The sequence below is a fragment of the Streptomyces sp. NBC_00690 genome, from assembly GCF_036226685.1.
Taxonomy (GTDB): domain Bacteria; phylum Actinomycetota; class Actinomycetes; order Streptomycetales; family Streptomycetaceae; genus Streptomyces.
Genome location: NZ_CP109009.1, coordinates 2,049,791 through 2,063,183, shown reverse-complemented (window position 1 = coordinate 2,063,183; position 13,393 = coordinate 2,049,791). Strand labels below are relative to the sequence as shown.

10 protein-coding genes are annotated in these 13,393 nt (G+C 68.4%); 6 read left to right on the top strand and 4 right to left on the bottom strand.

Going from position 1 to position 13,393, the window contains the following annotated elements:
• Window positions 1-67 precede the first annotated feature (67 nt).
• Together OID54_RS09105 and fxsT are read left to right on the top strand one after the other, a co-directional pair.
• On the top strand, window positions 68-1,402 hold the full coding sequence (locus OID54_RS09105; RefSeq protein ID WP_329016582.1) for a TIR-like protein FxsC: 1,335 nt from the start codon (window positions 68-70) through the stop codon (window positions 1,400-1,402).
• On the top strand, window positions 1,386-5,324 hold the full coding sequence (gene fxsT, locus OID54_RS09100; RefSeq protein ID WP_329016580.1) for an FxSxx-COOH system tetratricopeptide repeat protein: 3,939 nt from the start codon (window positions 1,386-1,388) through the stop codon (window positions 5,322-5,324). Before OID54_RS09105 ends, fxsT begins: the two co-directional genes overlap by 17 nt.
• Before the next feature lie 127 nt (window positions 5,325-5,451).
• Here fxsT and OID54_RS09095 read toward each other — a convergent pair whose 3' ends face one another.
• Window positions 5,452-6,318 carry an alpha/beta fold hydrolase gene (locus OID54_RS09095; RefSeq protein ID WP_329016577.1) on the bottom strand — a complete coding sequence of 289 codons (867 nt, stop codon included), beginning with the start codon at window positions 6,316-6,318 and terminating at the stop codon, window positions 5,452-5,454.
• A gap of 320 nt (window positions 6,319-6,638) precedes the next feature.
• Here OID54_RS09095 and OID54_RS09090 point away from each other — a divergent pair, with 320 nt between their 5' ends.
• Window positions 6,639-7,727: a S1 family peptidase gene (locus OID54_RS09090; RefSeq protein WP_329016574.1), complete on the top strand. Its 1,089-nt coding sequence runs from the start codon at window positions 6,639-6,641 to the stop codon at window positions 7,725-7,727.
• 12 nt (window positions 7,728-7,739) lie between these two features.
• On the opposite strand, the gene OID54_RS09085 is transcribed toward OID54_RS09090, so the two are convergent.
• Together OID54_RS09085 and OID54_RS09080 are read right to left on the bottom strand one after the other, a co-directional pair.
• On the bottom strand, window positions 7,740-8,834 hold the full coding sequence (locus OID54_RS09085) for a DUF3533 domain-containing protein (protein WP_329016571.1): 1,095 nt from the start codon (window positions 8,832-8,834) through the stop codon (window positions 7,740-7,742).
• Window positions 8,835-9,070: 236 nt separating this feature from the next.
• Complete coding sequence (locus tag OID54_RS09080; protein ID WP_329016568.1) at window positions 9,071-10,069, bottom strand: lytic polysaccharide monooxygenase auxiliary activity family 9 protein; 999 nt, start codon at window positions 10,067-10,069, stop codon at window positions 9,071-9,073.
• A gap of 263 nt (window positions 10,070-10,332) precedes the next feature.
• Here OID54_RS09080 and OID54_RS09075 point away from each other — a divergent pair, with 263 nt between their 5' ends.
• Window positions 10,333-10,770, top strand: a complete 438-nt coding sequence (locus OID54_RS09075; RefSeq protein WP_329016564.1) for a pyridoxamine 5'-phosphate oxidase family protein — start codon at window positions 10,333-10,335, stop codon at window positions 10,768-10,770.
• Between the two features lie 295 nt (window positions 10,771-11,065).
• Here OID54_RS09075 and OID54_RS09070 read toward each other — a convergent pair whose 3' ends face one another.
• The gene (locus OID54_RS09070) at window positions 11,066-11,746 is read right to left on the bottom strand and encodes a response regulator (RefSeq protein WP_329027350.1); all 681 of its coding nucleotides are present in this window, start codon (window positions 11,744-11,746) and stop codon (window positions 11,066-11,068) included.
• 126 nt (window positions 11,747-11,872) lie between these two features.
• Here OID54_RS09070 and OID54_RS09065 point away from each other — a divergent pair, with 126 nt between their 5' ends.
• The gene (locus OID54_RS09065; protein WP_329016561.1) at window positions 11,873-12,856 is read left to right on the top strand and encodes a Bug family tripartite tricarboxylate transporter substrate binding protein; all 984 of its coding nucleotides are present in this window, start codon (window positions 11,873-11,875) and stop codon (window positions 12,854-12,856) included.
• Entirely contained in the window at window positions 12,853-13,392 is a 540-nt protein-coding gene (locus OID54_RS09060; protein WP_329016558.1) for a tripartite tricarboxylate transporter TctB family protein, read from the top strand. Before OID54_RS09065 ends, OID54_RS09060 begins: the two co-directional genes overlap by 4 nt.
• Window position 13,393 lies beyond the last annotated feature (1 nt).

The following is a 13,393-nucleotide window of genomic DNA, read 5'->3' as shown; positions in this document are numbered from 1 at the left end:
TGAATTCGCCCGCGGCCCATGACCAGGCCGGCTGGGGAAGTGGGCGTTCACACAGGACGGGGGTCGTGTGTCGGATTCAGCGCAGCGTACGGCGGACCATCGCCCATACTTCTTCCTGAGCTACGCGCACACCCCCCGCTACGGGGCGGGCGGCCCCGACCCCGACATGTGGGTGGAACGGCTGTTCCGCGATCTCTGCGGCCATGTGATGGCCATGACCGATCTCCCGGCCGGGGCTCAGGCCGGATTCATCGACCGTGAGATCCGTTCGGGAGAAGGCTGGTCGGAACGCCTCGGCGAGGTCCTGGCCAACTGCCGGGTCTTCGTCCCGCTCTTCTCCCCCCGCTACTTCGCCAGCGAGATGTGCGGCAAGGAGTGGTACGCCTTCGCCCAACGCGCCATCTACCACCAGGCCAAGAGCAACCGGTCCGCCGAGGCGATCGTCCCGGCCCTCTGGGTCCCCATACCGCCCGAGCACTTACCCGGCCCCGCTGAACGACTCCAGTTCAACCACGGCGCCTTCGGCGACCGCTATGTCACCGACGGCCTCTACGGCCTGATCAAACTGCGGATATTCGCCGAGGAGTACGAAGCCGCGGTCTATGAACTGGCCAAGCGCATCGTCAGCGTCGCCGACACCACCCGCATAGCCTCCGGCAGTCCCGTCGACTACCGCCATGCGCCCAGTGCCTTCGGCAAGGCCACCGGCGGCCCCCGTCCCATGCATCTGATGATCGCCGCTCCCACCCGGCACGATCTGCCCGACGGTCGCTCTCCCGCCTACTACGGCAAGCAGTCGCAGGACTGGAACCCCTACCACCCCGAGTCCGCGCGCCCCCTCGCGTATGTGGCGCAGGACCTGGTCCGCTCCCTCAACTACCAGGCCACGATCTCCTCGTTCGACCACGAGGTGCCACCCGATCTCCATCAGCCGCCCACCCGTCCCGAGATACTCCTCGTCGACCGCTGGGCGCTGGAGGACGACGATCGCTGCGCCCGGCTGGCCGCCTTCGACGCGGAACCCCGGCCCTGGGTGAGCGTCGTCGTCCCCTGGAACCGCGATGACCCCCAGAGCCGGACCTCCGAGGCACAACTCGTCGAGAAGTTGGAGCGGACCATGCCGCACCAGATGAGACAGGGCCGGGCCGCCTGTCGGGCCGCGGCCAAGGGTGTGCTCAGCATGGAGGCGTTCGGGCAGATGCTGCCACAGGTCGTGGAGGCGGCGGCCCAGGAATACCTCCGGCACGCCGCGGTCTATCCGCCGACCCCGCCCGCCGGCTCCTCGCGGCCCGAGCGCCCCAGACTCCGCGGCCCGATGGCCGAGTACGGCACCACCCACTTCGCCCCACCGACGCGTGGAACAGCCCCCGATGCGGAGGACACGGATGACAGCCAATCGTGACGGACGCATCGTCACCTTCTACTCGTACAAAGGAGGCACGGGGCGCACGATGGCCCTGGCCAACACGGCGTGGATCCTCGCGGCCAACGGCAAGCGCGTCCTGGCCGTGGACTGGGACCTGGAAGCACCCGGCCTGCACCGGTTCTTCCACCCTTTCCTCGATCCCTCCACCCTCGGTGCCACCACGGGTGTCATCGATCTGATCACCGAGTACGCATGGGCCGCCATTACTCCGGAGACGGCGCGCCGTGACGACTGGCACCTGGACTACGCCCGCATCCAACCGCACGCCGTCTCCCTCACCCCGGAGAACCTCGGCTGGGAGTTCCCGGACGGCGGCACCCTCGACTTCGTCTCAGCGGGTCGGCAGAACCGCGAGTACTCCGCGACGGTGTCCACCTTCGACTGGGACAACTTCTACGATCGACTCGGCGGCGGCCTCTTCTTCGACGCGCTGCGCGATGACATGAAGGCGAACTACGACTACGTCCTCATCGACAGCCGCACCGGGCTCAGCGACATCGCCGACATCTGTACGGTGCACCTCCCCGACATCCTCGTCGACTGCTTCACCCTGAGCGACCAGTCCATCGACGGCGCGGCTTCCGTGGCCCGGCAGATCGACGAACGGTACGGCGGCAGGGGCATCAAGATCTATCCCGTGCCCATGCGGATCGACGAGGGGGAGAAGGAGAAGGCCGACGCGGGGCGGGCTCTCGCCCGGGTGAAGTTCGACGGCTTCCCCAGCGGTCTCGCGGGTGAGGAACTCACCTCGTACTGGGGCGCGGTGGAAATCCCCTACCGGCCGTACTACGCCTACGAGGAGACCCTCGCCACCTTCGGCGACGAGACGGGACTCACCAATTCTCTGCTCTCCGCCTTCGAACGGCTGGCGACGGTGATCACAGAGCGGGAGATCACCTCCATGCCCGCGGTCAGCGACGAGATCCGACTGCGCATCCGCGACGCCTTCACCCGGCGTCGACCCGCACTCCCCGCCGATCTCTTCCTCAGCTATGCGGCGGAGAACCGCATGTGGGCGGATTGGATCGAGTCTGTCCTCTCCCGGGCCGGCTTCCGCGTCATTCCGCGCGATGTCACCGCCGAACCGCACCCCGACGACGAGGCGACGGCCGACTCGGCGTCGCGAACGGTGATCCTGCTGTCCGGCTCCTACCTCAAGTCGACCCGGGCCACGGAGTTGTGGCAGCGGGCGGCGGCGGAGGACCCGACCGGCGGTCGCCACCATCTGTTGCCCATCCGGGTCGGGGACGTACGACTGACCTCGCCCTATCTCGACCGCAATCCCGTGGACCTCTTCCGGCTCGACGAGGTGCAGGCGTCCGCCGCTCTGCTGCGGGCGCTGGACCGGCCAGCGCAACTGCCGGATACCGCCTCGCCGGGCCCCCGCTTCCCCGGCACGGTGCCCAAGATCTGGAACGCCCCGCCCCGCAACCCCGGGTTCACCGGGCGGTCGGTGGCGCTGGAACGGATGCGTGACCGGCTCGGCGGCGGAATGACCGTGGCCGCCGTGCTGCCCCAGCCGCAGACCCTCTACGGGCTCGGTGGCGTGGGCAAGACGCAGGTCGCCATCGAGTACGTCCACCGGTTCATGGCGGACTACGACCTGGTGTGGTGGATCCCGGCGGAACAGCCGGACGACGTGATCGCAGGGCTCGCCGAACTCGCCGTGCGCCTAGGGGCCCAGGGCGGTGAGGACATGGCGTCGGCGTCGCGTGAGGCCATCGATCTGCTGCGGCGCGGTGTGCCCTCCTCCCGTTGGCTGCTGGTCTTCGACAACGCCGACGACCCGGAGGCCCTGAAACGGTTCTTCCCTCCGCAGGGGCCCGGCCACATCTTGGTCACCTCCCGCAACCAGACCTGGTCCCAGTACGGGGACGCCCTCCCCATCGACGTCTTCACCCGCGAGGAGTCGATCGAACACCTTCAGCGCAGGGCCCGCGGACTGACGCTGGCCGACGCCGACCAGGTGGCCACCGCGGTCGGTGACCTTCCGCTGGCCGTGGAACAGGCCGCTGCCTGGATCGCCGAAACGGCGACCCCGGTCGCCGACTACCTCGAAGAACTGCGCGTCCAGGCCACTAGCGTCCTCGCGCTGAACCAGCCGGCCGGCTACCCCCAGCCGGTCGCCGCCACCTGGAACGTCTCCATCGAACGGCTCAAGGAGCGATCACCCGCCGCGGTGCGGCTGCTGCAACTCTGTGCGTTCTTCGCCCCCGAGCCCATCTCGGCCAACCTCCTCTACAGCAAGGAGATGATCGAGGCCCTGAAGCCCTATGACGCCTCCCTCCAGGAGAAGTTGGTCCTCGGGCGGGTCATCCGGGAGATCGGCCGTTTCGCGCTGGCCAAGGTGGACCAGGTCAACAACAGCATCCAGGTCCATCGGCTGGTGCAGGCCGTGATCCGGGCGCAGTTGACCGAGGAGGAGCAGCGGGACGCGCGGCACGCCGTGCACCGTGTGCTCGCGGGAGCGCGCCCCGACGACGACGAGCCCATCGACAACCCCGAGACCTGGCCGCGGTTCGCCATCATCTGGCCGCATCTGGGCACGTCGGAGGCGTGGGACTGCAAGGAGCCCGAGACCCGCCGACTGATCATCGACCGGGTGCGATATCTGTGGAAGCGCGGCGACTGGTCCAGCGCCTCCACGCTCGCCAACGAGGTCCGCACGGTCTGGCGGGCCAAGCTGGGCAACAAGGACCTCCAGTACCTGTACCTGCGCTTCCACATCTCCAACATCTACCGTTCGCAGGGCCGGTATGTGGAGGCCAAGGAGTTCGACGAGGTGACCTTGGAGCGTCAGCGGGAGGTGCTCGGTCCCACCCATCCGCACACGTACATGACCACCAGCGGTCTGGCCATGGACTTCGGCACGCTCGGCCGGTACGCCGAGGCCATGGAGTTGGCGACCGAGGCCCATGAGGGCTTCAGCCAGATCTTCCACGAGTCCCACCCGCGGACCCTGGCCGCCGCCAACAACCTGGCGCTGAACCTCCGGATGACCGGTCTGTACTCCCGTGCGCTGGAGATCGACCAGGAGGTCTTCGACCGTCGGACCGAGGTGCTGGGACCGGAGCACCCGTACACCCTCTCCTCCGCCATGAACCTCGCCAGGGACCTGCGGGAAGTGGGCCGGTACGAGGACTCCGTCTCCTTGCTGAGCCGGACCTACGAACTCCACAAGGAACAGTTGGGCCGTACCTTCCCCGGCACCCTTGCCGCGGCGAAGAGCCTCGCGGTCTCCTTGCGCCGTGCCGGTCGGCTGGAGGACGCCCGCCGACTGACCACCGCGACCCGCAACCGCTACCGCGCCCGCTACACCTCGGCCAATCCGGATCTGCTCGCCTGTGACCTCAATCTGGCGGCGGACCTCTTCGCGGCCAATGAGCCGGTCGCCGCCCGCGATCTGGCACAGGAGGTGGTGGACGAGTACATGTTGGTGCCGGGTGAGCGCCATCCGTACACCCTGGCAGCCATCAACAACCTGGGCATCTTCCACTGGGGCTGCGGCGATCCGGAGACCGCGGAGCAGCTGTTGCAGAAGGTGGTCAAGACGATGACCGAGGTACTGGGAGAGGCACATCCCCACACCCTCTACAGCACCATCAACCTCGCCAACGCACAGGCGGACCTGGGCGGACTTCAGCACGCCCTCCAGATCGAGCAGCGAACCGTCACCCGGCTGCGCGAGGTCCTCGGCCCCTACCACCCCGAAGTGCTGGGCATCGCTTCGAATCTCGCGGTGACGCTGGGGATGCTCGGGCGCAAGGACGAGGCCACGGCCCTGCGCCTGGAAACCGTGGAGGAACTCCAGCGACAGGTGGGGGAGGACCATGCACTGACCCGGATCGCCCGTGATGAGCGACGGGTGCACCGGGACCTGGAGCCGCTCGCCGTGTGATCGCCGCCGCCGAGGTGCGGGGGAGGGACAGCGCCCCCGCACCTCGTCCCCGCACCTCTGCGTCCCTGTGCCTCCGTGTCTCTGTGTCCTCGCGGACGTGCGCGACCTGCGGGGGCCTGCGACGCCCTCAGTCGTCCAACAGCCAGGTGAGGATGCCGGGCAGCGCGTGCAGGGCGTCGAAATGGGCCGCGGTGGGCTCAAGGACCGCCGTGGCGCCGGGAATCCGCTCGGCCAGCCAGCGCGAGTGCCCCACGGGTGAGAAGACGTCCTGCTCCCCGTGCCAGAGCATCACCTGCCCGCTGATGTCCGCAGGATCGAAGCCCCAGGGGCTGCTGAAGGCGAGCGCGTCGTCGATCCATCCGTAGGCGGAAGTCCGCAGCGCCTCGTGGTAGTTGCGAAGCAGCATCGACCGCACGCCGGCGTCCTTGACCACCATCCGATCGGAGTCGGTCAACTCCCGCCGAAGGTCGTTGAGGAGCCGTATCGGGTCCTTCCGGATCTCGGCGGACCGCAGGATGAACCGCTCTGTCAGTCCGGCCGGGTCGGTGACGGCCGAGGTGTACTCCAGGACGTTGGACGCCGCCATTCCCTCGAACCAGTCGAGGCCGTCGGCATCCCGCGGAGCGAGGGTGACCAGTGCTGCGGTACGGGTGACCCGGTCCGGCATCAGGGCCGCGCACGCCAGGGCGTGGGGCGCGCCACCGGAACGGCCGACCACGGCGAAGCGTTCGAGCCCGAGTTCATCGGCGATGGCGCGGACGTCCTCGGCGACATCGCACACGCTGCGCCCGGCGAGCCGGTCCGAACCGCCGTACCCGGGGCGGTCGTAGGCGATCAGTTGCGTACGGCTCTGGTAGAGGACCATGCCGCGCGGGGCCGGGCCGAGTCGGCTACCCGGAGTGCCGTGCAGAAGGAAGACGGGCCTGCCCCGCGGATCGCCGAGTCGCTCCACCATCAGATGCCGCCCGTCCGCCGCGCGCACCCGACGTCGCACCCCCGCCCCCTCCGATCCATGTGATCCCCACGTGTCCTGTGTGGCCTTCCATGCGTCTGTGGCATTCCCCACCTCATGATGATTACCCATCAGAAGCCTGGACGGCGGGAACCTTTGTCGACATTTAGTCACGACATTCCCCACGATGTGACAACCGCCGGGGCGGACGACGTGAAGGCGCGGTGAACGCCCGCGCATGGTCGTGTGACCGTCCGGTAGCCAGTCTTGTGTGCCTTACATCGGTCTCGCCATAGTGGGCGCCCCATCCTCCGTGTCCCGGGACCCTCTTCGCCCGGACACGGCCCCACAGGAGGTCGACGTTGAAGCACCGACGCATATCCCGGACGAGAATGGCAGCCGTGTGCGGAGCTGTCATCGCACTGACCGGCGCGACCCTCACCATCCAGAGCGCGGGGGCGAGCGAGCCCACGGTACAACCCGTCGTGAAGAAGCTGTCGGCCACGACGGCCGGCAGCCTCGGGGAGACGCTCACCGCGAAACTGGGCCCGAGCGCCTCAGCCGGAAGCTACTACGACACCGATGCCCGAGCCCTGGTGGTGAACGTCGTCGACGAGAAGGCCGCCCGGTCCGTCCGCTCGGCCGGCGCCCGGGCCGAGGTGGTGGCCCACAGCCTGGACCAACTGGCGGCGGCCCGCGCGGTCCTCACCGACAAGGCATCCCTGCCCGGCACTTCCTGGGCGGTGGACCCCGTGACCAACAAGGTCCAGGTCACCGCTGACCGCACCGTCACGGGAGCCGACTGGAAGCGGCTCGGCGCGGTCGTGGCCGACCTCGGCGAGCGCGTCGAACTCCACCGTACGGCGGGGGAGTTCACGCCCCTGATCGCCGGTGGCGACGCCATCCACTCGGGCGGGGGACGCTGCTCGCTCGGCTTCAACGTGGTCAAGGACGGTGCCCCCCACTTCCTCACCGCCGGGCACTGCGGGGCTGCGGGCAGTTCCTGGTCCGCTTCGGCCGGCGGATCGGCGCTGGGCACCATGGCCGACTCGCGCTTCCCCGGCGACGACTACGCGTTGGTGAAGTACAACGGCAGCGCCCAACAGCCCAGCGAGGTCAACCTGTACGACGGCAGCGCGCAGTCGATCAGTTCGGCGGGTGAGGCCACCGTCGGCATGCAGGTGCAGCGCAGCGGGTCCACCACTCAGGTCCACGGCGGGCGGGTCACCGCGCTCGACGCCACCGTGAACTACGGGAACGGGGACATCGTCAACGGTCTGATCCGTACCGATGTGTGTGCGGAGCCCGGTGACAGCGGCGGTTCGCTGTTCGCCGGTTCCACCGCCATAGGACTCACGTCCGGTGGTAGCGGGAACTGTTCGGCGGGCGGCGTGACGTTCTTCCAGCCCGTGACCGAAGCGCTCCAGGCGTACGGCGCACGGATCGGCTGACCCGGCACCGGCTCAGGCCCCGGTCCGGTCCGCCGACGGCGGACCGGACCGTTCGGCCGACCCGGGTGCCGGTTCCCGGCGCAGCCGTGCGCAGAGCAGGGTCAGAAGGGCGCCGCCCACCGCCCAGGCGGAGAGCACCAGCATCGGACCGGTCATGGCCTGGCCCCGGAAGTAGGTGATCGAGCGCGCCGCGAAGGTTCCCGCCCCCGGCGGCAGCGCGGGCCCGATCGCCTTCCAGAACGGCGGCAGCAGCGGGTAGGGGTAGGCGCCGCCGGCGCTCGGGTTGCCGAGGACGACCACGAGCAGGATCGCCAGGCCGATGCCGACGATCCCGGCGAGGCCCTGGAGCGCGAGCGTGATCGCGCCCACGGTGAAGACCAGCAGCGAGCCGAGCCCCCACAGCGCGGGAACACTGCCCGTCAGAGCGCCCAGGATCGGGCCGGCGATCACCGTACCGAGCAGTCCGGCGACGATGGAGTACACGAGCAGGACACCGAGGCGGATGAGCGCCCGATGGGTGTTGGCCGGCCGTGCCCCCGCACTGATCGCCAGGACCGCGGCGCAGAGGTATCCGCCCACGCACCAACCGATGACCAGGTAGAAGGACGACAGGCCCCGGGCGTCACCGGGGGAGTCGGGAACGACGTCGACGACCGTCAGGGACCGCCGCTCGGCCCGTTGGGCGTCGGCCACGGTCTCTTCGATCGCCTGGGAGAGGGACGCGCCGGACGCACTGGCCACCAGGAGGGTGTCACTGGTGCTCCGGGGCCTCACGACGAGGGCGCCGTCGATCTCACGGTTCTCGATCTGCTTGCGTGCGGTCGCTTCGTCGGTCACCACGCGCGTATCCAGTGGGTCTCCCGGCAGGTCCGCGAGTCGCCCGGCGGCCTCCCGGGCCACCGGCTGCGTCGGGGCGACGACGGCCAGCGGGACCTCGTGCGGCGTCGGTTCGTGGAAGGCGCCGATGTACGAAGTGATGAAGGCCAGTTGCAGGGCGAGCACCCCGAACACCAGCACAGCGGCACGCAGCGTCACCGCGTCCTTGGCCTCGGCGAGAAATCCCGGTCCTCGCTGGACCGGGGGAGGGTGGTCGGGTGTGCGCGTCATGGCCCCACGTTCGGGGCGGGGCGGCGAAGGCGCAGTCCGGACGGGTCCGAATGGTCGCGGAATTGCGCCCGTCCGGGTGTCGGGCCCCTCGGTCGCCCAACAGGTCGGGGGAGGGTGGGGTTGATGCTCGCCGGGCCCCCCGTGCCCGGCGAGCCGCTGACGACGCACCGCCCACACGCCCACCACCAGGGCGGACGTGCAGGCGCATCACCGGTCAGTGCGTCGTCAGACGGTCATCAGCGGCCGTTACGCGCCGCGCGACGGCGGGTCGTGCCGAACATCGCAGCGGCGCCGAGCGCGAGTGCCGCGGCTCCACCGATCGCGACGTAGGTGGTGTTGCTGTCGCCACCGGTCTCGGCGAGGTTCTCGGTCGCACCCTGGACCTCGGGGGCGTTGACCGGGGCCTCTTCCTTTGCGGCGGGCGCCTCGGCGGCGGGCTGCGAGCCGCTGTCGCTGCCGGTGTAGGCGGCGTTCTTCTTGACCTCGGTCGGGGTGTCCCCGCCCTTGCCGTTGTGGTCGACGTCGGACTTGGCGGCGCCCTGCTCGATGGCCGCGTCCGACGGAGCCTTGGCGGGCTCCGGGTTGGACGCGTTGCCGCCGCCACCTCCGAAGACCACGTCGGAGCAGGTGTAGAACGCCTCGGGCGAGTCAGAGCGCTGAAGGATGGAGTAGACCAGGTGACGGCCCGACTTGTTCGGGACGGTTCCGTTGAAGACGTACGAACCGTTCTCCAGCGGCGGGTTGGTCACCGAAGCGAACGGCTGGGCCTCCAGGTCCGACCACTTCAGGGGCTGGGTGGGGTTGTAGCTGTCCTTGGTGATGTACAGCTCCAGCGTGCCCCGGTGGGGGGCGGTGGCACGCCAGCGGAAGGTGTTGTTGCCGGACGTCATCGCGGTCGACGGCCAGTCGGCGCGCGGCGCGTCGAGACCCTTGTACTTGTCACGGCCGACGCTGCACAGCTTGCCGTCCGGGATCCGCGTCTTGTGTGCGCCTGCCACGTCACCGATGTTGACCTCGTTCCAGTCGTACAGCGGCTGGGTGCCACCGGCGGCGACGAGTGCCTTACAAGCATCGGTGTCCGGGTTCTCCGGGCCCTCGGCGAAGCAGGCCGCGATCCGGCTGACCGGGTCCTTCATGGAGCCGTGGCCGACAGCGGGCGCGGCGGCCAGCGCGGTCAGGGCGATCGGTGCGATACCGAGTGCGGCAACCATGGCGACCTTGCGGCGAGCGGTCATCGTGTCGTTCTCCTCATCGAGGGTTATGGGGGGATACCGGATCGACCCGTACGGGAGTGGCCATCCCGAGCGCCGGTGGAGCGGCTGTTCGAATCGACCTCGGCGGTACGCAAGTTAGCCCCTCGCAAACCCGAAGAAGGTGCGGACGGCGGAATGTCCGAGATCCTTATCCTTGTTTTAAGGAGGCGCTAAGCGGTGGCTGAGGAAGGGTGTTGCCCCCTTCGGCCATCGGGCACCCGTCCGTCCTGAGCGAAGGAGCTGTTGTGGCCCTGACCCGCGAAGAGCGAGAGAAGTTCCTGGCCGAACCGCACATCGCGGCCCTGGCGGTCGCCGAGAGAGACGAGCGGAGAGCACCGCTCACGGTGCCGATCTGGTACCAGTACGCACCCGGCAGCGAGCTCGGCGACATTTGGGTGATGACCGGTCGGGACTCCCGAAAACACCGACTGATCACCCATGCTGGGCGGTTCTCCCTGATGGTCGACCGGGTGGAGCCGACGGTGCGCTATGTCTCGGTGGAAGGTCCGGTGGTGGACACCACCCCGGCCACCCATGAGCAACTGGTGGAGATTGCAGCGCGTTACCTTCCCGAGGAAAAAGTCGATGGCTATGTCGACTTCGCCCTCAAGGAACTCGGCGACCAAGTGGTGTTGCACATGCGTCCCGAGCACTGGCTCAGCGCGGACATGGGCGCGGTCTGAGACGCCTTCAGCCATCACTACTTCGCCCCTGGTCGATTCTTCGGCCAGGGGCGGTCTCATGTCTTTTCGCTGTATCGAAACTTCCGTCGAGACGTTTGTGCAGAGACAAAACTCCTGGTCAGGTGCATTCTGTGGCTGTTTCGTCGTTCGACTTGGACCTGCTGTGGGCCCGGAGGTCAGGTCGCCCGCACCCGGTACCCGGCACTTCGACGGCTCCGGGCGCCCTCGCTCGCCGAACCGGTCGTCGAGGCACCCATGTCGGCCCGCACGACGAATCGGCGCTGGGGGATCTGCCTCACACCAGCCGATAGCGGCGCTCGGGACGTCCCGTACCGCCATAACGCAGAGTGACTTCTACCCGACCGGTCTCCACGAAGTACTCCAGATACCTGCGGGCGCTCACCCGGGACAGGGAACCGAGCTCCGCGCACTCGGTTGCGGACAGATCGCCCGGATGCTCCCGCAGGACCCGTTCGACGAGCTCGGCCGTATGGGCGGCGAGCCCCTTCGGCAGCTCTCGGGAGCCCGGCGGCCGGGTGCCGAAGATCTGGTCCACGTCCTCCTGGCGGGCCTCACCGAGACGGTCGAAGCGCGACCGGAGCGACGCCACGTGCCGCAGCTGCTCCTGGAGCGCCGCCTGGTTGAAGGGCTTGATCAGGTAGTGCAGCGCACCCGCCCGCAGAGCGGCTCGTACCACCCCGGCGTCCCGGGCGGCGGTGATGAACAAGGCGTCCACGCTGGCCCGTGTCGCATCCCGCTCCTCGGCGGCCCGCAGTTCCCGCAATACCGACAAGCCATCCATATCGGGCAGATATATATCAAGGAGGACCAAGTCGGGTCGAAGTCGCTCAGCTGCACGCAGAGCCTCGGAACCGCTGTGTGCCACTCCGACGACTCTAAAACCATCGGTCGCGGCCACATAGCGGCTGTGCAGCTTGGCGACCATGAAGTCGTCGTCCACTACCAGCACATTCATCACGGACACACGCTATGGCGCGACCACAATGACCACAACGTCCGTTGATTCCGGAAGAGAGACACTTTCTTAACGCACAGGCAACATGTGGGCCACTTCACACATCCCTACCGAGAGGCGGCTCACGTGCGATTGCGCACTCCCCTCGCCCTGCTCGGGGCAGCGCTGCTGGTGTTCGTGGGGCCGCCCCTGCTCAGTGCGGGTGACGGTTCCGAGACCGGCACGCAGATCCCCGGTTTGCGCTTCATGGTCCCCAATACTCCCGGCGGCGGTTATGACATCACTGCCCGCACGATGGCAAAGAATGCCGAAGACGCCGGACTTACTCACAACATCGAGGTCTTCAACCTCCCCGGCGCCGGCGGCACGGTCGGTCTGACCCGTCTCGTCGGCGAGCACGGCAACGGCAAGCTCGCCATGTCGATGGGCCTCGGCGTGGTCGGCGCGGTCCACTCGAACAAGTCCGAGAAGACGCTCGCCGACACCACCCCGATCGCCCGGCTCACCGAAGAGCAGGACATCGTCGTCGTCTCGAAGACCTCCCCGTACGAGACGATCGACGAGTTGATCGCCGCGTGGAAGAAGGACCCGGGCAAGGTCACCGTCGGCGGCGGCTCCTCGCCCGGCGGTCCCGACCACCTCGCGCCCATGCTGATGGCGCGGGCGGCCAAGATCCCCCCGAAGGACGTCAACTACATCCCCTTCGACGGCGGTGGCGAACTCCTCGCCTCCATCCTCGGCAACAAGGTCGGATTCGGCGTCTCGGGTGTCAGTGAGTACCTGGACCAGATCAAGTCGGGCGAGCTGCGACTGCTGGCCGTGACCGGAACCGAGCGGGTTCCCGGCCTCGACGCCCCCACCCTGCGCGAAGCCAACCTTGACGCGGACTTCACCAACTGGCGCGGCATCGTCGCCCCACCCGGCATCTCCGACCGTGAGCGCGAGAAGCTCGTCACCCTGGTCGAAGAACTGCACGAGTCCAAGGAATGGCAGGCATCGCTGAAGAAGAACGGTTGGACCGACGGCTTCATGGTCGGCGACGACTTCAGCGACTTCCTCAAGGAGCAGAACGAGCGCGTGGACACCGTGCTGAAGGAGCTGGGACTGTGAACACACGCGACACCCACACACATGTCCCGCGACCCTCTGACAACCGCTCCTGGCTTCGCGACCACTCCGAGCTCGGCGTCAGCGTCATGCTGTTCGCCCTGGGAGTGCTCGTCCTTACCGACGCCCTCACCATGGACGTCGACATCGCCCAGCGCGGCCCCATCGGTCCCACCACGGTGCCGATCGTGGTCGGCATCGGCCTGATGGTGATCGCCGCACTGCTGGCGTTCGACGTCATGCGCGGTGGCCGCGGTGAAGCCGAAGGCGGCGAGGACATCGACCTGAGCGAGCCGAGCGACTGGCGTACGGTCCTCCTCCTCGCCGGTGTCTTCCTCGGCTTCGCCATCCTGATCAACCCGATCGGCTTCCCCATCTCCGGCACGCTCCTGTTCTGGGGGGCCGCCTACGCCCTCGGCAGCAGGCACTTCCAGCGAGACCCCCTGATCGCCGCGGTCCTCTCCGTGGTCACGTACTACCTCTTCAACAATCTGCTCGGCGTTCCGCTCCCCGGTGGCCCGCTGATGGGGGTGCTCTAGT